Origin of the sequence: Paenibacillus sp. FSL H8-0315 (genome assembly GCF_038005365.1) — a bacterium.
Taxonomy (GTDB): domain Bacteria; phylum Bacillota; class Bacilli; order Paenibacillales; family Paenibacillaceae; genus Paenibacillus_AQ; species Paenibacillus_AQ odorifer.
Map to the genome: position 1 here is coordinate 4,792,166 of NZ_JBBOTA010000001.1, position 20,504 is coordinate 4,812,669.

19 protein-coding genes are annotated in these 20,504 nt (G+C 47.1%); 15 read left to right on the forward strand and 4 right to left on the reverse strand.

Annotated elements, in window-relative coordinates; translation table 11 throughout:
- Positions 1 to 9: 9 nt before the first annotated feature.
- Positions 10 to 693, reverse strand: a complete 684-nt coding sequence (locus tag MHB56_RS20900) for an SDR family NAD(P)-dependent oxidoreductase (protein ID WP_341143951.1) — start codon at positions 691 to 693, stop codon at positions 10 to 12.
- Positions 694 to 808: 115 nt separating this feature from the next.
- Between MHB56_RS20900 and MHB56_RS20905 the strand changes: the two genes are divergently transcribed.
- From MHB56_RS20905 to MHB56_RS20920, 4 genes are all read left to right on the forward strand, one after another.
- Positions 809 to 1,204 (forward strand): winged helix-turn-helix transcriptional regulator, encoded by a 396-nt coding sequence (locus MHB56_RS20905; protein WP_256721018.1) that lies wholly within the window; start codon positions 809 to 811, stop codon positions 1,202 to 1,204.
- 42 nt (positions 1,205 to 1,246) lie between these two features.
- A complete protein-coding gene (locus tag MHB56_RS20910; RefSeq protein WP_339281791.1) occupies positions 1,247 to 2,200 on the forward strand; it encodes a TRM11 family SAM-dependent methyltransferase in 954 nt (317 codons plus the stop codon).
- Between the two features lie 33 nt (positions 2,201 to 2,233).
- On the forward strand, positions 2,234 to 2,851 hold the full coding sequence (locus MHB56_RS20915) for an NUDIX hydrolase (protein ID WP_076125462.1): 618 nt from the start codon (positions 2,234 to 2,236) through the stop codon (positions 2,849 to 2,851).
- Between the two features lie 202 nt (positions 2,852 to 3,053).
- Positions 3,054 to 3,206 carry a hypothetical protein gene (locus MHB56_RS20920; protein ID WP_341143952.1) on the forward strand — a complete coding sequence of 51 codons (153 nt, stop codon included), beginning with the start codon at positions 3,054 to 3,056 and terminating at the stop codon, positions 3,204 to 3,206.
- A gap of 101 nt (positions 3,207 to 3,307) precedes the next feature.
- Here the strand turns inward: MHB56_RS20920 and MHB56_RS20925 are convergent, their stop codons facing one another.
- The 3 genes from MHB56_RS20925 to MHB56_RS20935 all read right to left on the reverse strand — a co-directional run bounded on the left by MHB56_RS20925 (position 3,308) and on the right by MHB56_RS20935 (position 6,049).
- A complete protein-coding gene (locus MHB56_RS20925; RefSeq protein ID WP_076302175.1) occupies positions 3,308 to 3,775 on the reverse strand; it encodes an ASCH domain-containing protein in 468 nt (155 codons plus the stop codon).
- Positions 3,776 to 3,799: 24 nt separating this feature from the next.
- On the reverse strand, positions 3,800 to 5,761 hold the full coding sequence (locus MHB56_RS20930; protein WP_280752612.1) for an ABC-F family ATP-binding cassette domain-containing protein: 1,962 nt from the start codon (positions 5,759 to 5,761) through the stop codon (positions 3,800 to 3,802).
- 120 nt (positions 5,762 to 5,881) lie between these two features.
- A complete protein-coding gene (locus MHB56_RS20935; RefSeq protein ID WP_162636617.1) occupies positions 5,882 to 6,049 on the reverse strand; it encodes a hypothetical protein in 168 nt (55 codons plus the stop codon).
- Between the two features lie 178 nt (positions 6,050 to 6,227).
- On the opposite strand from MHB56_RS20935, the gene MHB56_RS20940 reads away from it, so the two are divergent.
- The 11 genes from MHB56_RS20940 to MHB56_RS20990 all read left to right on the forward strand — a co-directional run bounded on the left by MHB56_RS20940 (position 6,228) and on the right by MHB56_RS20990 (position 20,456).
- Positions 6,228 to 6,605 carry a PH domain-containing protein gene (locus MHB56_RS20940; RefSeq protein WP_036680049.1) on the forward strand — a complete coding sequence of 126 codons (378 nt, stop codon included), beginning with the start codon at positions 6,228 to 6,230 and terminating at the stop codon, positions 6,603 to 6,605.
- Positions 6,606 to 7,199: 594 nt separating this feature from the next.
- Positions 7,200 to 8,777, forward strand: coding sequence for a gamma-glutamyltransferase (gene ggt, locus MHB56_RS20945; protein ID WP_341143953.1), 1,578 nt, complete (start codon positions 7,200 to 7,202; stop codon positions 8,775 to 8,777).
- A gap of 118 nt (positions 8,778 to 8,895) precedes the next feature.
- Positions 8,896 to 10,332 (forward strand): amidase family protein, encoded by a 1,437-nt coding sequence (locus tag MHB56_RS20950; RefSeq protein ID WP_445667748.1) that lies wholly within the window; start codon positions 8,896 to 8,898, stop codon positions 10,330 to 10,332.
- A gap of 897 nt (positions 10,333 to 11,229) precedes the next feature.
- Positions 11,230 to 11,544 (forward strand): hypothetical protein, encoded by a 315-nt coding sequence (locus MHB56_RS20955; protein ID WP_341143954.1) that lies wholly within the window; start codon positions 11,230 to 11,232, stop codon positions 11,542 to 11,544.
- Positions 11,545 to 12,009: 465 nt separating this feature from the next.
- Positions 12,010 to 13,584 (forward strand): PucR family transcriptional regulator, encoded by a 1,575-nt coding sequence (locus MHB56_RS20960; protein WP_076279511.1) that lies wholly within the window; start codon positions 12,010 to 12,012, stop codon positions 13,582 to 13,584.
- 116 nt (positions 13,585 to 13,700) lie between these two features.
- Entirely contained in the window at positions 13,701 to 14,825 is a 1,125-nt protein-coding gene (locus MHB56_RS20965; protein WP_341143955.1) for an XdhC family protein, read from the forward strand.
- Positions 14,767 to 15,339, forward strand: coding sequence for an NTP transferase domain-containing protein (locus tag MHB56_RS20970; RefSeq protein ID WP_175617362.1), 573 nt, complete (start codon positions 14,767 to 14,769; stop codon positions 15,337 to 15,339). Before MHB56_RS20965 ends, MHB56_RS20970 begins: the two co-directional genes overlap by 59 nt.
- A 242-nt stretch (positions 15,340 to 15,581) precedes the next feature.
- Positions 15,582 to 16,742, forward strand: a complete 1,161-nt coding sequence (locus MHB56_RS20975; protein ID WP_036680038.1) for a BMP family ABC transporter substrate-binding protein — start codon at positions 15,582 to 15,584, stop codon at positions 16,740 to 16,742.
- Between the two features lie 109 nt (positions 16,743 to 16,851).
- Positions 16,852 to 18,384 carry an ABC transporter ATP-binding protein gene (locus tag MHB56_RS20980; RefSeq protein WP_341143956.1) on the forward strand — a complete coding sequence of 511 codons (1,533 nt, stop codon included), beginning with the start codon at positions 16,852 to 16,854 and terminating at the stop codon, positions 18,382 to 18,384.
- Positions 18,381 to 19,523: an ABC transporter permease gene (locus tag MHB56_RS20985; protein WP_076185400.1), complete on the forward strand. Its 1,143-nt coding sequence runs from the start codon at positions 18,381 to 18,383 to the stop codon at positions 19,521 to 19,523. The genes MHB56_RS20980 and MHB56_RS20985 overlap by 4 nt, the downstream gene beginning before the upstream one ends.
- 3 nt (positions 19,524 to 19,526) lie before the next feature.
- Positions 19,527 to 20,456, forward strand: a complete 930-nt coding sequence (locus MHB56_RS20990) for an ABC transporter permease (protein ID WP_042185778.1) — start codon at positions 19,527 to 19,529, stop codon at positions 20,454 to 20,456.
- The last annotated feature ends 48 nt before the right edge of the window (positions 20,457 to 20,504 follow it).

Below are 20,504 nucleotides of genomic sequence, written 5' to 3' on the forward strand. Positions count from 1 at the left end.
GCAAACCTCTCACCAGATGATTGTAGCCGGTGTCACACCTTGGGGAAAAGTATCCTCAGTTTTGCTTTTGTCCATATACATCTCATACCAAACATCAGCGATGAGTCCTGGATCTGTAGCGGTGCCGGGTTTAATGAATACACCAAGTGCTAAATGACCTACATAGATTCCTTGTGGAGCCAAATCTGCATGCAGGTTAAGTGCGTAGTTTCTTAATCCGCTAAGCGCAATGCCAACATTACCCATCATCTGCATGGGATAGACGGAGGACAATCCAGTTGTGAACAGCAGTGCGCCGCTGCGTTTCTCCAGCATCTCAGGCAATACCTGTGCTACGCTGCGGATAGCGGCTACAACCAGTGCCTGAAAGGCATCCTGTGCATTTTCTTCGGTTACTTGTGAAGCAGGAGTAGGAGGGTAATTTCCACTTGTCGGGCTGAATTCGAGCACATCGATAAAGCCGTATTTTTTCTTGATATTATCGAAGGCTGTGGCTACTTGTTCTTTATTGTATACGTCGGCAGGAAAAGCAGCAGCCTCGATATTCAGTGCTTGCAGTTCCTGAACAAGGGTGTTCAGCTTCTCTTCATTTCGAGAGATTAATGCCACTTGAAATTCGTTGGCTCCGAATTTTTTGGCGATTGAGAGTCCTAGGCCGGGTCCGGCACCCATGATGGCAATGGTCTTTTTCATGATTTATTAGTTCCTTTCCGGTTGTTGATTACTAACAGTAACCATGATAAGCTGAATAGGCTTGAGGGACAAGAAGGCACTATTACATGCTTAAGTTACATGGAGGTAACCACAGTTGGAACATTCAAAGGAAGAACCCACCCGGTTCATGCCGATGCTGGAGGATTGCTCCATTACCCGCCAGATTCTGGACAGGGTGGGAGACAAATGGAGTGTGCTGATCATAGTCAATTTAGGTATTGAAGCTTTGCGGTTCAAAGAGTTGCAAAGGCGCTCTGGAGGGATATCACAACGGATGCTGACCCAGACCCTGCGCCATTTGGAACGGGATGGGTTAGTTTGGCGTAAAGCAACGCCTACAGTCCCATTGACTGTGGAATATGGTCTGACGAGCATAGGAGAATCATTGTTGGGACCTTTAACCTCGCTTGTGGACTGGGTCAACAAAAACAATGGGAAGATCGCCAAAGCGCGTATAGATTATGACCACCAGCACGACACACAGGAGTAACAAGACAGCAGAACAATTCACTGGGATAGAGGATGGATTATATTGCATAAGGAAAGTGGAACAAACACATTTATTTATACTTACACCTGTTCAGAGGACGAGTTATCGCTGTGTCAGATGGAGCTGCGATGTCTTTTTGGCGAGCAGGTGCCGACTGCTATTTTTAAGAGTGAGGTTGAAGTGGATGTCAGCCGCAGTCCCTTCATTAAAGAGCGGATTGATGTAATGTATGAAGGGGATAGTCTGCCTGAGATTTATGATCAAACGGAGCAGGTGGAGCTTGACGGCAAGACGTTTAAGGTTATTTTTGTGAAGACCAATGATCTGGGCCCTGCATACAAAATAGAGTATGATGAGCGCAGAGTGATCGAGCGGGAAATTGGGTTGCGGATTGAAGGAGAAGCGGATGTTAACCATCCGGAGCTGGTATACGGCATTGTTACGCTGGGTGGACGCTGGTACTTCGGATCTTATCATAAAAACAAGGCAACTTGGTTCCGCCAAATGAAGAAGCCACGCAGCTATTCTATCGCGCTTAGTACACGTGTTGCCCGTGCCGCGGTTAATATGGCTATTCCGAATCCTGAAGGTATACGTGCTATAGATCCTTGCTGTGGTATTGGAACTGTAATGGTAGAAGCCTTGTCAATGGGAATCGACATGGTTGGACGTGATATTAACCCTATGATTGCTACCGGTGCGAGAACAAATATTGCCCATTTTGGATTCACCAGTGAGGTAACGCTTGGGGATATTGCGGATATCACTGATCATTACGATGTAGCCATTGTAGATATGCCATATAATCTATATTCTAGTATTACACCTGAGGAGCAGTTCGCGATTCTAGTGAATGCGCGCCGGATTGCAGATCGGGTGGTTATCGTTGCGATTGAACCGATGGACGAGATGATCACTGAAGCTGGATTTACAATCATAGACCGTTGTGAAGCTAAAAAAGGAGCCTTCTCGCGTCATTTAATGCTTTGCCAGTAATCCTAATCAAGGTACCGAAAAAGGGGTGCAGCAATGGAGCAGAAATGGTTAACGTGGGCCAAAGAAATTCAGGCCATCGCACAGACTGGATTAACTTATGCTAAGGATGTTTATGATATAGAACGGTATCAAGCTTTGCGGGAGCTCAGTGTAGATATCCTCGCTAATTATACCTTCGAAAGCAAGGAGAGAATTAGACTCTCCTTTGCGGGTGAAGGGGGTTATGCTACTCCAAAAGTTGATGTCCGTGGTGTTGTATTCCGGGAGGATGAAATTCTACTTGTTCGCGAGAAGTTGGACGGGAATTGGGCGCTTCCTGGTGGCTGGGGAGACATTGGACTGTCCCCGAGTGAGGTTGTTGTGAAAGAAATCAAAGAGGAATCGGGTTTTGAGGCAGAAGCAGTTCGCTTACTGGCTGTATTAGATAAGAAATTTCATAACCATCCACCGGAGCCTTATCACGTGTATAAGTTCTTTATTTTATGCCGCATTGTGGGCGGAGAGGCAATGGAAGGGGTAGAGACAAGCGAAGTTTCTTTTTTTGCAGAAGATAAGCTGCCTGAGCTCTCAGCAGAGCGGAATACAGAGGCGCAGATTCGGACGATGTTTGAATATTTACGAAATCCGGAAAAAGTAGTAATATTGGACTAAGAATCTGCATATACTGTATGACTTCCGCAAATTTAAGTTTTTAATTATTGAAAATTTGGTTAATATCTAATATGTAAGCACTTACAACGGTTTGGCCGCTGAGCCTTTATATCTACCAAAATTCAAAATTTTAATTTTTTGGGTCGAGCGGTCTACATTTTTTCCTCTACTGTGACGATAAGATATTTTAGGAGGGGATCGCATGGAACAAGAAGAATTGAGCATTCCATTGAAACAGGAAAATGTGGTGCGTCCTGCAGAAGGCAATATTGCCACTGGGCTGATTTGGGGTATCTTAATCAGCATTCCGTTATGGATCTCTGTTATTGGCTGGATTTTGGGATTTTGGCACTAAACCATAAATTAATGAGGATCTAATTCTGTTGAATTTATAGTATACACAAAAGGCTGTCCCTTCCTTGTGGAAGAGACAGCCTTTTGCGTTTTCTGAAGATCTTAGCCCTTTGTATATACCACTTTAAAATTCTCACAAACAACTTTCATCTTTGGATCAAAGGGTTTGTTTAAGAATTTTAAGGATTCTCGGGTGAAGAACTGCTCATGATCATGACGCCATGACTTAAGCGTCCGGTCACCCTCTCCTTCAGTATAGGCAAACTCAGCGCTAACCTCATCAAAAGGTATAATTTGTACCTCTGTAGTAATAATTATTGCCTGCGGATCACCAGAACCATCCAGCACGATACTGTGCCCGCCAACTTGCGGAAACGTCTCGTCACAAGTTTCAAATATATCATAATTTGAAGCAGTTCCTGTCTTGATCCCACGAATCACCAGATCGAGCAGTTTATCGGCCATCTGGGGACTGTCACCAAAGGCCCAGGCGTCATATTTATCCGCTGTTTGTGGATGAAGCTGGGTATATTCTTTCCATAACAACTTAATTTTCTCTTTGTTGATCATATGCTCATCTCCTTATAGATCAATTTATAGATCAGTTGTCTCCATCCATCCTGTATAGAGCTCATCCAACTGTTCCTGTATCGCATCACGTTCTTGTTGTAGTTCAGCAAGTTCAACTGCATCGCTGCTGATCAGGGGCTCTAACATCTTGGCATCGATCACGCCAAGGCGTTTCTCTACCTCTGCAATGGCCGTTTCCCAGTCGAAGGTGGTGTTTTTCCTACGGGAACTGGAGGATTTAGCGTTGGTTTCTTTCCCTGAATTGTTAGATTGAGGCTTATCAGAGCCTGAACTTGTTCGTTCTGCAGAGAAAGGTTTAGCTTGATCCGCAAAAGAGGGAGCTAATAATGCTTTTTCAGCTTGTTTTTCCTTGTAATATTCATAGTTTCCGTTGAACACTCCAAACCGCCCGTCTTCAATGGACCATAGTTTGTGAAATAGACGATTGATGAAATAACGGTCATGAGATACCGCCAGAACTGTGCCTGGAAACTCCTCTAATGCTTCTTCGAGTGCTTCACGAGAATCTATGTCCAGATGATTGGTCGGCTCATCGAGAATCAGCAGGTTTGGCTTGCGATGCATTAGTACAGCGAAACGCAGGCGGGTCCATTCACCACCGGACAGATTCGTAATGTCTTTGAATACATCGGGACCATAGAATAGGAAACGTGCAAGCTGCCCGCGAGCTTCACCTTCTTCAAGTCCAGCTTCTTCGCGGAAGTAGCGGAGTACAGACTGTTTGTTATGTTCCGGAACAGCCTCTTGTGCGAGGTAGCCGACCACAGTTCTTGAGCCGAGTGTACAGCTTCCGCTGTCCGGGGGTTCCTGCCCTAAAATAATTCTTAAAAGTGTACTTTTACCTGCCCCGTTACCGCCGATGAGTGCCGTAGTCTCTCCGTAGCGAAGTACTTCGTTTGCCTCTGCGAAAAGGCTTCGCTGACCATATGCTTTTCCGATATCCTCCAAAATGACAACCTGATTACCGGAACGGTCATTTTGCTGTAGCTGCAAATCCATCGATTTGCGCTCCAGAATAGGACGTTTAACCTTCACCATACGATCCAATGCTTTTTGCATGGATGCTGCTCTCCGGTAAAAGGAAGGGTTAGGAGGGGTCCCGCGATTGCCAAATTCAATGAGACGTTTGATGCTTTCCTGCATTTGTTTTATTTTTTTCTGCTGCTCTTGATAATCAGCAAATTGTTGAAGAAGTCGTGTTTCCTTCTCCACTTGATAGCCGCTGTAGTTGGTGTGGAAGGTAAAAGCCTCGCCATCTTCAATCTCAATGACTTTCTTGACTACAGCGTCCAGAAAGTAGCGGTCATGGGAGATCGCCAGCACTGTTCCATCATAACTCTGTAAAAATTGCTCCAACCATTCGATGGCATTCATATCGAGATGATTGGTTGGTTCATCCAGTAGAAGGATGTCTGGACGGCGCAGCAGCAGCTCCGCAAGTCCGACTTTTGTTTTTTCTCCTCCTGAAAGAGAGGCGAACAGTCGGCTGTATTGTCCGGTTCCGATCCCGAGACCCGAGGCTACGCGCTGAATAGAGGATTCGATCTCGTAACCTCCGGCGGCCTCGAACTTATCCTGCAAGCTGCCATATTCTTTTAACAGCCGATTCCAGAGGGTTTCATCCGTTCCGCTGTTAAAGCTGGACATTTCCAGCTCAAGCTCCCGCAGGCGGTGCTGCCATTGCAAAGGTTCAGCAAAGCTGCGCTGTAGAACATCATATACGGTTTCTTTTTCGCTAACTTCTTGTATTTGAGCCAGCAGGCCTACTACGCTACCTTTGCGTATTGAGATTTGCCCTTCATCGGGACGTTCTTCCCCGTTCAGCAGGTGGAATAGTGTCGTTTTGCCACAACCGTTGCGGCCGATCAGGCCAATTTTTTCCCCTTGGCGGATATCGAAGGTAATGCTATTCAACACGAGTTGTGCCCCGTGGTATTTTTGAACATTTTGGCATTGGATGATCATATATATTCTCCTTTAAGAATGCCCTTCGCACCGCCAGTACCCTAAATGGCTCCGAAATCCTGTAAAAAACCATAAAAAAAGACCGTAGGGAAATTTCCCCACGGCCTTATCATTCTCCGGTTAACTGATCCGTCCGGGTGATGGCAGGAAAGGCATTTCACAATTGTGTAGTGTTATTAAATTCATACAAATGGACAGACTTCTCCCGTTATCGCCATTTACATGAGCAATGCCAGCTATCGCTTTAGGTAGCCGACTCATAACACTGTTGGTCCAATTGTGATCCATTCCTTCCACACCCCTCTCTTAGTAAATTTAATGACAGTGTAATCAAAAATCAAAAAATAAGCAAGTAAAAAGATGTCAGAGAGTATTTTTACACAGCATAGAATATGAAAAATAGAATAATATGGTTCTGTAGTGGGGGGCAAGTGGCTAAATTTAACGGATGAAAAGAGGAAGAGATATGGCACTTTTTGACGGATTAATGGGCAATGCATCGCAAGTGAATCTTACGGAGGTCCAGCGGGAATACGCACAAATTCTTGCCCCTCAGGAGAAAATTGAACGCGCCTATAAGCTGATTAGAGATATGTTCATTTTTACGGACAAGCGGCTTATTTTGGTGGATAAACAAGGTCTGACGGGCAAAAAAACAGAATATCATTCGATCCCTTACAAAAGCATCTCGCATTATTCCGTGGAGACGGCAGGGCATTTTGATCTGGATGCGGAGCTATGTATCTACATTTCCAGCAGCACGCTTCCGGTGAAGAAGACCTTCAATAAATCCGTAAATATTTACGAGGTGCAGGCCGTGTTATCGCAATATATTTTAAAATAAATTGTTTATTCGGTGTTCCAAAGCACAAGCCCCCCCTAAGTAAAAGTGGCTAAGATTACTAAGGTTAGATGCAGCTAGATATATCTGAGATAGGCAGCCACAAGACATAACCGAGATAGGTAGCTATATAGCGGCAAAAGGTGACTATATATATTCGAGATAGGTAGCGATTTGGTGGCAAAAGGTCACGGTAGTACGCCATGGGTGTATGCAGCTCCCAGTAATTAAAATGATTTTATAATATTCGTAGGCGTGAATCTACAAGGTTAAACAAAGATGACCTCTTATTTGTGCATAGCTCACAAAAAGAAGAGGTTTATTTTGCGTTTCAGCGTAACCGATTGACAAAGGATTTTCGTGTAATGTTAAATGACACTAATTAAACCAGAAGTTATAGGGGGCTCGCAGAGGAACCTGCCGCAGAATATAGGAGATTGAATATGTTGAAGAATCCCGCCGCAAAAAATAAGGAGTTGGGACATGGCGGAAAAACCCGTAAAACATAGGGGGATGGGCATGGTGGAGGGGAGAAACCCGTAAAACGTAGAGGGATAGGCATGGCGGTGAAACCCGTAAAACATAGGGGGATGGGATATGGCGGAAAAACCCGTAATAGGCACAAAAACTATGGTAGTTAGTCCCCATTATTTAGCTTCGGCTGCTGGTGCACGTATGCTGGAAAAAGGGGGGAATGCCTTTGATGCAGCGGTGGCGATCAGTGCGACATTAGCTGTAGTATATCCGCATATGACGGGGCTAGGCGGAGATTCCTTTTGGTTGACCTATAACACGCAAGAGGCGCGTGTTCGGGCCTATAACGGAAGCGGGCGCTCCGGGTACAGAGTCGGCAGAAGCAGCTATGCCGGGGAAGCTTTCATCCCGCGGCGGGGGATTCGCAGCGCCATTACGGTGCCGGGGATGGCGGACAGTTGGGATGCCATACTGAGTAAGTATGGCCGCTTTACGCTGGCGGAAGTACTGGAGCCTGCCGTTGGTTACGCTTTGGAGGGGTTTCCGCTGTCGCCGGATCAGCGGAATAACACGGCTGTTGCGGGCTCTGCGCTGTCGCCGGAGGCGGCAGCGATTTACACGCCAGGCGGCGTGATTCCTTGTGCTGGATCGCGATTCCAGCAAAAACAGCTGGCGGCCACCCTGCGGACATTGGCGGCGGGTGGGCGGGATGCTTTTTATAAGGGGAAGATTGCGGAGGACATCTGTGACTTTATGCTGGCATCTGGCGGGTATCTGACTCGGGATGACTTTGCGGATCATCAGGGCGAGTGGGGCGAGCCGCTTCATACGGATTATCACGGGCATACGGTGTACCAAGTGCCGCCTAACTCTCAAGGTTTCACAGGACTAATGAGTCTTAATATGTTGGAGTATTTCAATTTTGAAGCAATCGAGCATGGATCGTATGAATATTATCACCTGCTTGTTGAAGCGTTGAAGTTAAGCTTCCACGATCGGGATAGGGTGCTTACGGATCCGGATTTTAGTGCTATACCTTTGGAGCAGCTGCTGGAAAAACGTTATGCAGGACAATTAGCATCTGCGATTTCGATGCAAAAAGCTGCACAACTGACAAGTCAGCCTATCGGCAGTGATACAGCTTATGCTGCGGTTGTGGATGAAGACGGGAATGCGGTCTCTTTTATTCAGAGTCTGTATTTTGAATTTGGTTCGGGCGTGATCGCTGGGGATACGGGGATTTTGCTGCAGAATCGAGGTTCGTTTTTTTCGCTGGATCCCGGGCACATCAATACGCTTGAGCCGCATAAGCGCAGTTTCCACACACTGATGCCAGCGATGGCCTGCCGCGAGGGAAAACCTGCAATTCTGTATGGGACGCAAGGTGGCGAAGGTCAACCACAGACTCAAACTCTGCTGCTCACAAGGATGCTGCATTATGGCATGAATCCACAAATGGCTGTGAATGAGCCGCGTTTTGTGTGGGGGAGAACGTGGGGAGAGCCTACGCAAGAACTGAATGTGGAGAGCAGGGTAGCTGATGAGGTGCTGGCAGATTTGGCCGCAGCCGGTCATACTGTCCGGAAAGTAGATGACTATGATGGGGTTATGGGTCATGCTCACGTGATTTCGATAGATGACAATGGATACCGCAGTGGGGGAACGGACCCGCGCTGCGATGGTGCGGCGATTGGGTGGTAGGTATAGGAATGATGGAGCGGCCGGAAGGACTCTGAAGGAATCGTAGGAGAAAAGGTGACGGATACGAAAAGCTACTAGAGGGATTGTAATAGTAATGGTCAAGGGAGGAGGGGGAGTTATGGTTTTGGATAATCGGTATGGTGCGTTTATAGATCCTGGGCTTACGGTTGAGAGTTTAGGTAGCGGGATATTGGATGGACTGACCTTTGCAGTAAAAGATGTATTCGCTGTAGCTGGACACAGCTCTTCTGCAGGTAATCCTGATTGGCTGCATAGCCACCATCCGTCCACGGAGCATGCGGTGGCTGTACATCGTTTACTGTTGTCGGGTGCTACACTTCGTGGTGCTGCCCATACGGATGAGTTGATGTATAGTCTGGGCGGCGAGAACCTTCATTTTGGAACGCCGATTAATCCGCGTGCTGTAGGTCGTATCCCGGGCGGATCTTCAAGTGGTTCGGCAGTAGCGGTAGCTTCTGGTAGTGTTGATTTTGCGCTCGGTACGGACACCGGTGGCTCAATTCGAGTACCTTCCTCCTATTGCGGAGTATATGGCTTTCGACCAACGCATGGAGCTGTAGATTTTCAAGGTGTTATTCCATTATCTCCGGCTTTTGATACCGTTGGCTGGATGTCAGATCGTTTGGATGTGCTCCAGAAGGTAGGGGAAGTGTTGTTTGTGGCTGGGAGTACATCTGTGAAGATGGCGAAGAAAATAGAAAGTAGTATAGAGGAAACTGTAGGGAAGAGCATGGAAAAGAATGTAATGAAAAATTTAGAGAATAACCTAGAGGGAGACATGGTGAAGACTGATGAAAATAATTTAGAAAAGAGCCAGAAGGAAAGTTTAGAAACGATTTTGGAGAAACGTATTGAGAAGAGTGCTGAGAAGAGTACGGAGAAAATTTTAGAGATTGGCCCGGAAAACAAGGTGAAAAAGTATATGGAAGACAAAAATAAAATGGGTACTTTATTTGTTGCTACTGACTGCTGGGCTTTGGTTAATCTGGAGAATGCAGCTATTTTATCGGAGGGATTAAGGTGTTTGCGATCCGGGGCAGATCATCTCATGGAGATAGAAATTGCTTTGGAGGGGTTAAGGGTCTGGATGGATGTTTTTAGAGAATTGCAGGGGAATGAAATTTGGGAAACTCATGGCGTTTGGATTGAGAACGAGAAACCAGTCTTTGGGCCTGATATTGCAGCGCGATTCTCGTGGGCTGCTAGTTTGGCGGAAGAGGATCATAGTGTTGCGAAATGTAAACAAAAAGAGATTTCTAATCATTTGCGCCTGCTGCTAGGAGAGGACAATTGTCTTGTGATTCCGACAGTTCCGGGACCAGCGCCGCTGCGTGGAGGGGATTTGCGCCAATTGGAGGAGAATCGTAGCGGTGCGATGATGTTGAGTTGCATAGCAGGGTTGGCGGGTTTGCCTCAGGTAACAATACCTATGCTCTCCACAAGTGGATTGCCACTGGGATTATCCGTTATTGCCGGACATGGTCAGGATCTCCGGTTACTCTCTTGGGTGAATGAAGTGTGGCAGCAGTCCTGAGAAGCTGGGTGTAGCGGCCTTGAAAAAGCGATACTAAACAGATCGTAGCTACTGAACAACATAGCTTGATGATTCTTTTCTAGTTACTATTAACCGGTACTCCTCCATCACCCTCTTGGAATACACTCTAGAAATACACTCTAGGAGTACACTCTAGGAGTACACTCTAGGAATACACTCTAGGAATACACTCTTGGATTACATTCTAAGAATATACTCTTGGAGTACACTCTTGGAATACACTCTAGGAATACACTCTTGGAGTACACTCTTGGAATACACTTTTGGAATACACTCTAGGAATACACTCTTGGATTACATTCTAGCAATACACTCTAACGCCACACTCACTTATTCATTCACAAATTAACGAAATGCACATGTCATTCCCTCCTGCTTTTAGTTTTATTGACACCGGGGAGCCTAGTGGAGTTGCTTTTAATACTAAGGTAGTTGGAGTTAGCTCAATAGTGGGGCAGTAGTGTGAAAAAGATAAATTCAGCGCTCGATTGTGTGGTGTAAGACCAGTGGAATTAAGTGAATACGTCGCTGGAGAGAAAAGAACGGTATAAATCCCGCAGAAATCGGAGAAATGGCTAAAGAAGCTAAAAAGAACGGTATAAATCCCGTAGAAGTCGGGGAAATGGCTCAAGTAACTAAAAAGTACAGTATAAATCCCGTAGAATCTAGGAAAGTGGCTTAAGTAACTAAAAAGAACGGTATAAATCCCGTAGAAGTCGGGGAAGTGGCACAAGTAACTAAAAAGAACGGGATAAATCCCGTAGAAGTCGGGGAAATGGCTCAAGTAACTAAAAGTACAGTATAAATCCCGCAGAATCTAGGGGAATGGCTAAAGAAGCTAAAAGAACGGTATAAATCCCGTAGAAGTAGGGGGAAATGGCTCAAGTAACTAAAAAGAACGGTATAAATCCCGTAGAATGTGGCGAAGACGCCTATGTAGCCAAAAAAAAGGGCAAAAGTGCCCTTCACCTCAGCAATTTCGGCTGGATAGCTGGAAAGAAGGGCAGAAGTGCCCTTCATCTCGGCAGTTTCGGCCAAACAGCCAAAAAGAAGGGCAAAAATGCCTCACACCTCGGCAATTCCGGCCGAATAGCCAAAAAGAAGGGCAACAGTGCCCTTCATCTCGGCGATTTCGGCCAAACAGCCAAAAAGAAGGGCAAAAAAGCCCTCCACTTCTACCGGCAGCAGTAGATCTATAAGCGCTTGTACCTCCGCCACAGCTACAGTGGGGTGGTATTATCTCTACTCGTACGGATCTCCTCCACCGATCAATTCCCCGTCTTGCAGCGCTGGTGTGCCTGCAACTTCGATCCGATGGTCAATTCGAATGGCCCGAGAATACCCTCCCATCAACTCCCATGTTGAACCCGTAAAAACTTGTTTTTACTCGAAAGCCCTCCCTCAACTCCACCTACTATTTTCCAATCCCCTTATACAGTTCACATGAACGATATGAGCTAAAGTTCAATAATTCATAATTCATAATTCATAATTCATAATTCATCATCCATGTTCATTTTGTGTTAAGTTTATTTACATATAATCATGAAATTTTAACTTTCCTCTATTCAACACGGTTCATTTTAATTATAATGTTACATAAAATAACATTATAAATCAGAAATGGTTTTATTGATCCTAATAAGGAGGGGTGGCATGCATCTTACGGTTGAAGAAGCGTTGTCCATTTATCCTTTGTCCGAGGCGAAGCTTATCGCTGGGTCTAAAGGGAAACATCGAATTGTGAAGTCAATTAATGTGATGGATGCCCCCGATATTTCGGATTGGATCAAAGAAGGCGAGATGCTGCTAACGACAGCCTATTTGATAAAGGACAATATGGAGGAAGCCTCTGCCTTGCTACAGACTTTGAATCGCCGGGGATCTTCGGCCTTGGGCATTAAGCTGGGGCGGTTTTGGGATGAAGTACCAGAGCAACTGGTCGCAGAAGCAGAGAGTCTTAACTTCCCTCTAATCCAGCTGCCGTTCGAGTTTACTTTTTCGGATCAGATGAATGGTCTGTTTCGCGCCGAGCTTAGCCGCAGCACTCACGTTCTGCAGAGCATTATGGAGAAGCAGAAAAAGCTGATGCAATTCGCCTTAAGATCTGTCCGCAGCCGTCCGTTGTTTGACTCGGTGTCTGAAGTGATTGGCCATTCACTTGTGGTGGTTAGCGCGCGGGGGGATGTGATCTACAACAACTCTGAATACCATCCTTCACAGCTGCTGGAGGGGTGGCCATGGCAGAAACGGAATCAGCGCTTTCGTGTGGGAGATCATGTGAGCTACCGTACGCCACTTTTGCAAGGAGAGAAGTGTTCCGGATATCTATTGTTTTGTGCCATCGACCCTTTATTGCTCCCAATGGAAGAAAGTTTGTTTGTTCAGGGAGCTGAACTTATTTCATATCATATTCATTCAGGATACGAAGATTATTTTGAACAGGCAGAACACAGGGAGTTTAGCGGATTGCTGAGACGTTGTTTGAGTGGTAATTTATCTTACACAGAATTGGCGCAGGCTGCTCTCGATTTGGAGATTGAGCTGCTTCAATTACCATTTTGTCTCTTATTGACCGATACAGCTGCGACTGGGGAAGAACGCCAAGGGGAGCTACTCAGGCTAAAAGAAGAATATCTTGAACATCCCGGGCTGCGGGAAGTAAAGGGAATTCATGTGATCATAGATCAAGGACTTTTGTCTATATATCCGGGAGATCGTCAGCGTCCTGAACAATTTCGGGATCTAATCCAGCTTTGTTTTGACAACATGAAGTTTGATAAGGGATATTATCCGCGAGCTGCGATAAGCAGTTGTAAAGCGAAGCCGGAGGGGCTGAAGGAGGCTTTTGCCGAGGTAAAGGATTGTATGGGAATGCTTCAGGGCGGGGGAGTAAAAGGGAGTGTTGTGCATTACCGGCAGCTTGAGCTTAACCTGCTGCTCGGGCAAATTCCGGCAGAGGTTATGGAGAAATATTGTAATGGAAGTCTAAGAGGGTTGCTTAGCCGAGAACCGGAGTATGTCAGGGAAATGCTGCGGACGCTGGAAGTTTATCTAGAGAACGATGGTCATGTTAATGAGACGGCTAAGAAACTGTTTATTCATCGAAACACGGCTACCTACCGGATCGAGAAGCTTAGTGAGCTGCTGGACGTCGATTTTAAAAAAATAAATGATCTCATGAGGTTGAAGTTAGTATTCATGTTTCGGAGGATGCTCGGACGGGACTAAGGTCTGAGTTCTAAGGTCTAAGGTTTAAAGTCTAAGGTCTAAGGTTTAAAGTCTAAGGTCTAAGTTCTAAGGTCTAAGTTCTGGATTGAAATGCAAACACGGAGGAGGGGAACCTCGTGAATACACATGAGATCGCCATGCATATTCAAACCCATCAGGGGCCTGCGGTGCTGGCAACGCTGATAGAGGTGGAGGGACACTCGTATCGTAAAGCCGGAGCGGTGATGTTGTTTTTTGAAGGAGGTACGATTGGGAGCCTGAGTCCAGGTTGTCTGGAAAACGATCTGCAGCTGCGGACTTCTGAAATCTGGGAACGAGGGCTGCCCGAAATTGTGGAATACAACATGCTGTCTCCGGATGATCTGTCCTGGGGTGAGGTTGTCGGCTGTGGAGGCAAAATCAAAGTAGTGCTTGAACCCGTGCAGGGTCAGCTCTACAAGCTTTTAGTGCAGGCGAGTGACAGATTGGCTAGGGGAGAGAAGCTAATTCTGTTCCGCGAAGCAGTGGAGAACGGTTTTGCCTATAAGCTGGAGCTGGATCCAGACCTTGTACTGCCGCAGAGCAAGAAACATCCGAAATTATCCCACTCGGAAAAAGAAAGCCTGGCGACAGGTCGCTTTATGGCCGCTCCAGCAGAATTGACAGCATTCCATACGTCTTTCGTGCCTAAACCGCGGCTTGTGATTTTTGGCGGGGGACGTGATGTGGTTCCAATTGCGGAACTTGCTGACAGAGTTGGCTTTCGGGTTGCGGTTGCGGATTGGCGCGAAGGAAGCTTGCACAATAAGTTTCCTCGGGCTGAACAAGTAATTTGTTCCCCTATGGAGGTTGTTCAGCGATTGGGCGTAGCTCGGGAGGATTATGTATTGATTTGCAGTCATCAACTTGGGCGGGATAGACAGTTCCTGGAGAGTGTGATTCCGCTTGCTCCTCTATATATAGGGATTATCGGTTCGAAGGCGCGAATATCTCTTTTACTGGAAGGGTTTGAGGCTCCTGCATCTTTGCATGCACCTGTAGGGTTGCCGATTGGAGGAGAAGGTCCGGAGGAGATTGCGGTCAGTATTATAGCAGAAATTATTCAAATTAGAAGGGTGGGCTCACGAGAGCTGCCCAAAGGAGCGGATAGTATTGAAGGTAGCAGGAATATATTTGGCAGCGGGGCAGAGCAGGCGGATGGGCGTGTCCAAGGTTTCACTGAAATTGTCGCAGGAGGTCTCACTCGGGAGCGTCGCGCTTAGTGAATTGGATCGTTGCAATCTAGAACCGCTAATCGTGGTAGTGCGTGCGGATGACAACTTGGAATGGCTGCCACCCGCGATTGAGCCGCAAGGCTCCAGACGTACCGAAACTTGCTTAACCGCACATCTGGGATTGTCTTTTTCACTGCGCTGCGGTCTTAATGCGGTATTACCTTTACAGCCCGATGCAGTAGTTGTGGCGCTTGCGGATCAGCCATTTATTACTACAGCATTAGTGAATCGTCTAATACAAACGTTTGAACAATCTCCGGAGATGGACTATGTCGCTAGCGTCAGCAATGGGTCGGCTATGCCCCCGGCTTTGTTCTCGAAGACGTTGTTTCCAGCACTACAGGGATTAGATGGAGATCGAGGAGCGGCGGGGATATTGCGTTCACCTGATTATAAGGGGATTGTTCTGGAATCTGAGTCTGCCCATTATTTCATGGACGCAGATACAAAAGAAGATTTTGGTGAGATTCAGGAGCAATGGATTCTGAGAAATGGAAAGTGAAGTAAAGAATAGTCTGGAAAGTAATCTGAAACAGTGTTCCTTTTCCACCTTTGGTCATATAATATGACACGCAACTCACCTTACAAAAACCAATTAGTGCATTACACACAAAAAAAGTTCTGATTCTTATATTCCTATACAAACGTATGTTATATAAATTTACGCCAAGGCCACCTCTAAGTATAGTAGAAGTACATTAATGGTTGCAGCCATGATGAGAGATGATTTGGAGGAGGAGAATTATGAAAAAAAGGGGTCAGTTCATAACATCTTGTCTTGCATTAATGGTTCTAATGACGGTGGCTTTGGTGGGGTGTGGCAGCAATAATAATACTTCTACAAATGCAACGGAGGCACCAGCGACAACTACAGCGGCAACAGAGGCAACTGCAACAACAGAACCGGCTGCAAAGAAACCGACGGTTGCTTTTGTTTATATCGGACCTCCAGGGGATGGCGGCTACACGTACCAACATGATCAAGGACGGCTGTATATGGAGAAGGAGCTGGGGATTAAAGCTGACTTTGTAGAAAATGTCCCTGAAAGTGCTGACGCCGAACGAATCATCACAGAGCTTGCGCAATCACACGACATCGTGTTTACAACGAGCTTCGGATATATGGATTTTACATTAAATGTAGCGGGCAAATTTCCCAACGTGAAGTTCCTGCATGCTTCGGGTTACAAAACCGCAGAGAACATGGGGACCTACTTCGGGAAAAACTATCAGGCCAGCTATCTGAGCGGCATAGCGGCAGGGAAAATGACCAAAAATAATCAGCTGGGTTATGTGGGCGCTTTTCCGATCAGCGAAGTGATCTATAACTTGAATGCTTTTACCCTTGGAGCACAAAGTGTCAATCCTGATGTAAAGGTGAATGTGGTATGGACGAATACATGGTATGACCCGACGACTGAACGTCAAGCGGCAATCAGCTTGCTGGATAAGGGTGCGGATGTGCTTTTGGCCTATCAGGATTCACCTGCAACCCTGCAGGCTGCTGCTGAACGAGGGGCTTTTGCCGGGGGAAATGACTCGGATATGAGTAAATACGCTCCGGACAATTATTTGACGAATCCGGTATGGAATTGGGGGCCGTATTACGTAAAAGCTGTGCAGGCAGTTATGGATGGAACCTGGAAGAGCGAGCAATATTCCGGTGATATGGCTGACGGTATGGTGGAGCTGGCTCCTTTCGGGAACAAGATCCCAGATGATGTGAAAAAGCTTGTCGAAGACGCCAAAGCCAAAATTATCAGTGGTGAGCTTGAGGTTTTCACAGGTCCGATCTCAGATAATCAAGGGAATGTGAAGGTTCAGGAGGGTCAGAAGCTGACCTTGGAGGAAGTGCTGGGCATGAACTGGCTCGTAAAAGGTGTGGAAGGAACTATCCCGCAATAATGTTTAAAAATAGGGAATAAGATGTGCACAATCTATGGGTGGGGCGGGTTCCGTTAAGCGGAAACTTCCCCACCCGTACTACAACTTGAAGGAAGGAGGGGTTCAGGCCATGCGGGGAACTTCAGTTGAAATGCGGGGGATTGTGAAAAAATTCGGCTCGGTAACCGCCAGTGATCAAGTCGACTTTTCGGCAAATGCGGGTGAGATTCATGCGTTGCTTGGGGAGAATGGGGCCGGGAAGAGCACGGTGATGAGCATGCTGTCAGGGGTGTACAGAGCAGATGAAGGAGAAATCTTCATTCATGGGAAAGGTGCTCAGATCCGTTCTCCTAAAGATGCTGCGCAGCTGGGTGTAGGTATGGTGTTTCAGAACTTTAGGCTGGTGCAAAGCCTCACAGCAGCAGAAAATATCGTGCTTGGCGAAAAGTCGTCTTTCTGGCGCGGCCGTAAGTGGATGAAGAACAAACGCGAGGAGATAGAGGCATTAGCGGAACGGTTTGGACTGAATTTCCCGGTGGATCGCCCGATCTGGCAGTTGTCCGTGGGGGAGCAGCAGCGTGTTGAAATCGTTAAGACGCTGTATCGCGGGGCTGACATTATTATTCTGGATGAACCAACCTCTGTATTGACCCCGGGAGAGGTGGAACAGCTATTTGAAACGCTGCGGGTCATGAAGCAGGCAGGAAAAACGGTCATTATGACTACTCATAAAATGAAAGAGGTTATGGCGTCCTCCGATCGGATTTCCGTCATGCGCAAAGGGAAAATGATCGCCACACTGACCACGGCAGATACAGATGAACTGGAGCTGGCTCGTCTGATGGTGGGCAAGGAAGTAACCATCACCCGTCAAGAACGGGAAGCCACTGAAGGGGATTCTTTATTAGAAGTGAAAGATGTGGACGTATATGCCGATCACGGGCGAAAAGCACTGGATCACTTCTCACTGAACGTATGTAAAGGGGAGATTGTAGGCGTAGCTGGGGTAGCTGGTAACGGGCAAAAGGAACTGGCTGAAGTGTTAACAGGTCTTAGAGGCTGGAAAAGTGGTGAAATCACGTTTGATGGAAAAACGGTGAAATCGGCTTCGGTTAGAGGGGCAATTGATTCAGGAATCTCCCACGTGCCGGAGAACCGGATGAAGAGCGGTTTAGCTGGACGCCTCGGATCGGTGGATAATCTTTTGTTTAAGTCTTACCGCTCAAAGGAGCACTCCAAATTTGGTTTCTTGAAGTCCGCGAAGAACCGTTTGTGGTCACAGGAGCTGGTCCAGCGCTTTAACGTCAAAACACCTGAGCTGGAGACGCCAGTACAACAGTTGTCAGGTGGTAATCAGCAGAAGCTGCTCTTTGCACGTGAAATCAGTCATCGGCCTAAGCTGATGGTCGCCGTTCATCCGACACAAGGGCTGGATGTAGGTGCCACGGCTGGTGTTCACGACCTTCTTATGGAGCTGCGTGGTTCAGGTAGTGGCGTGTTGTTAATTTCGGAGGATTTAGATGAATTGCTTCAGTTGTCCGACCGGATTCTAGTGATCTATAACGGCTCAATTATTGGTGAGAGTACACATGAGGAAGCGAATCGAGAGAGCATCGGACTACTAATGGCTGGTATTCATAATAGAGAGGAGAGCGCCGTATGAGCCCGGAGAATGGAAGAAATACCGCAGCAGCTGTACTGGAACCCCTCCCCTCCCACTCCGGAAAACGATTCTCTCTACGTTTCGAATACGATGCCAGCCGCATCCGTTCTCCTTGGTGGACACCTATTGTATCTATAATTTTAGCGCTATTGTTGTGTGCCCTATTTATTGCGGCGAATGGTATGAATCCGGTGCTGGTCTATGAAAAAATGTTCCGTGGCGCATTTGGCACTGCGTATGGGCTCACGGAAACGATGGTTAAAGCGATCCCGCTACTCCTATGTGGGCTTGGGATTGCTGTGGCTTACCGCATTTCGGTATGGAATATTGGAGCAGAAGGCCAGTTAACCGTTGGGGCTATGGCGGCCACAGCGGTCACGATTTATTTTCCTGACTTACCTTCATTCTGGTCCCTGAGCTTAATGCTGCTGTTCGGGATTGCCTCGGGTGCGCTTTGGGGACTATTGACTGCTATTCCGCGGACGCATTTTGGAGTGAATGAGCTAATCACTTCATTAATGCTGAATTATGTTGCCCTATTGGCGCTCGATTACGTGGTATTCGGACCTTGGAAAGATCCTAAAGGTTTTAATTTCCCGGGATCACCTATGTTTACTGCGGCTCAATCGCTGCCTGTTCTCGGAAGTACAAGATTGCATATTGGATTGTTATTTGGACTTATCGCCGTTGTGATTTATTACTTAATGATTCGTTTTACCAAGTGGGGTTACGAGCTCCGTCTGATTGGGGCCAATCCTGTTGCAGCCAGATACGCGGGGATTCCTATCAAGCGGCATATTATTATCGTCATGCTGATCAGTGGGGGGCTCGCCGGGATCGCTGGCATGGCGGAGGTCTCCGGTGTTACACACAAGCTGATGCAGGGCATTTCACCGGGTTATGGATACACCGCCATTATCGTAGCTTGGCTGGCCAAATTGAATCCACTCGGTCTAATCGTTACTTCTATTCTATTCGGTGGCTTAATTGTTGGCGGATATAGTGTTCAAACCATCGGGTTGCCCTCTTCAATTTCAGAAATGCTGCAAGGCTCCATCCTGTTTTTCTTGATTGCTGGCGATATGATCTATCGTTTCCGCATTCGCCGTAGCCGGGTTCAGCTGAAAGGGGGGAGATAGGCGATGGATTTTACAACACAGCTACTTATTGCCGCTATTTCCGCAGGGACCCCGCTGCTGCTGGCTACGCTGGGAGGCATTCTAAATGAACGAGCCGGCATTATACAGCTTGGGGCTGAAGGTCTGATGCTGATGGGGGCGGTCACCACTTGTATCGTGTATATTCGCTCCGGAAACCTGTTGCTGGCTCTGCTGGCTACCGTAGCTGTAACGGCTGTGCTTGGTTTGCTGCATTCTTTTCTTTGTGTGACCTTGCGGGCGAATCAAACGATGTCCGGTCTTGCGATGACCTTGTTCGGCAGTGGGTTGAGCGCTTATCTTGGTAAACCGATCAGCGGCATTCCTTTGCCGGGAACCTCCCCTAAGCTGCATCTGGCTTGGCTGGAAAATGTACCGTTCATCGGAAAAATATTCGGCAACATGGATTACCTAACCTGGTTCAGCCTGCTGCTAGTGCTTGCTCTGCATCTGCTAATTCACCGCACTTCATGGGGCCTGCATTTGCGGGCAGTCGGAGACAGTCCGGCTACCGCAGATGTGATGGGGATCCGTGTGCAGCTTATCCGCTACAGCTATGTGATCACCGGTGCTGCTCTCATCGGTCTGGCCGGAGCGGATATGGTATTGGCCTATGCGCCAACCTGGAATGAAGGGCTGACAGCCGGTCGAGGCTGGATTGCGGTAGGGCTAGTGATTTTTGCCAGATGGAATCCGCTGCGCGCCTTGTTCTGCGCTTACTTTTTTGGGGCATTGGATTCACTTGGCTTCCGCATTCAATTGCTGGGCAGTGCAGTTCCGCCCTATTTTCTCAAAATGATTCCGTACCTTGTGACCATTCTGGTCCTGATGTACCTGGGGTACCGCAATCGCAACAAACCATCCGGTACACCGGAGGCGCTCGGAGTTCCTTATATTCGGGAACAAAGGTTTTAAGGCAGGCTATACGAGAAGGGAAGCGGCAATCTGGTACTCAAAAAGGGA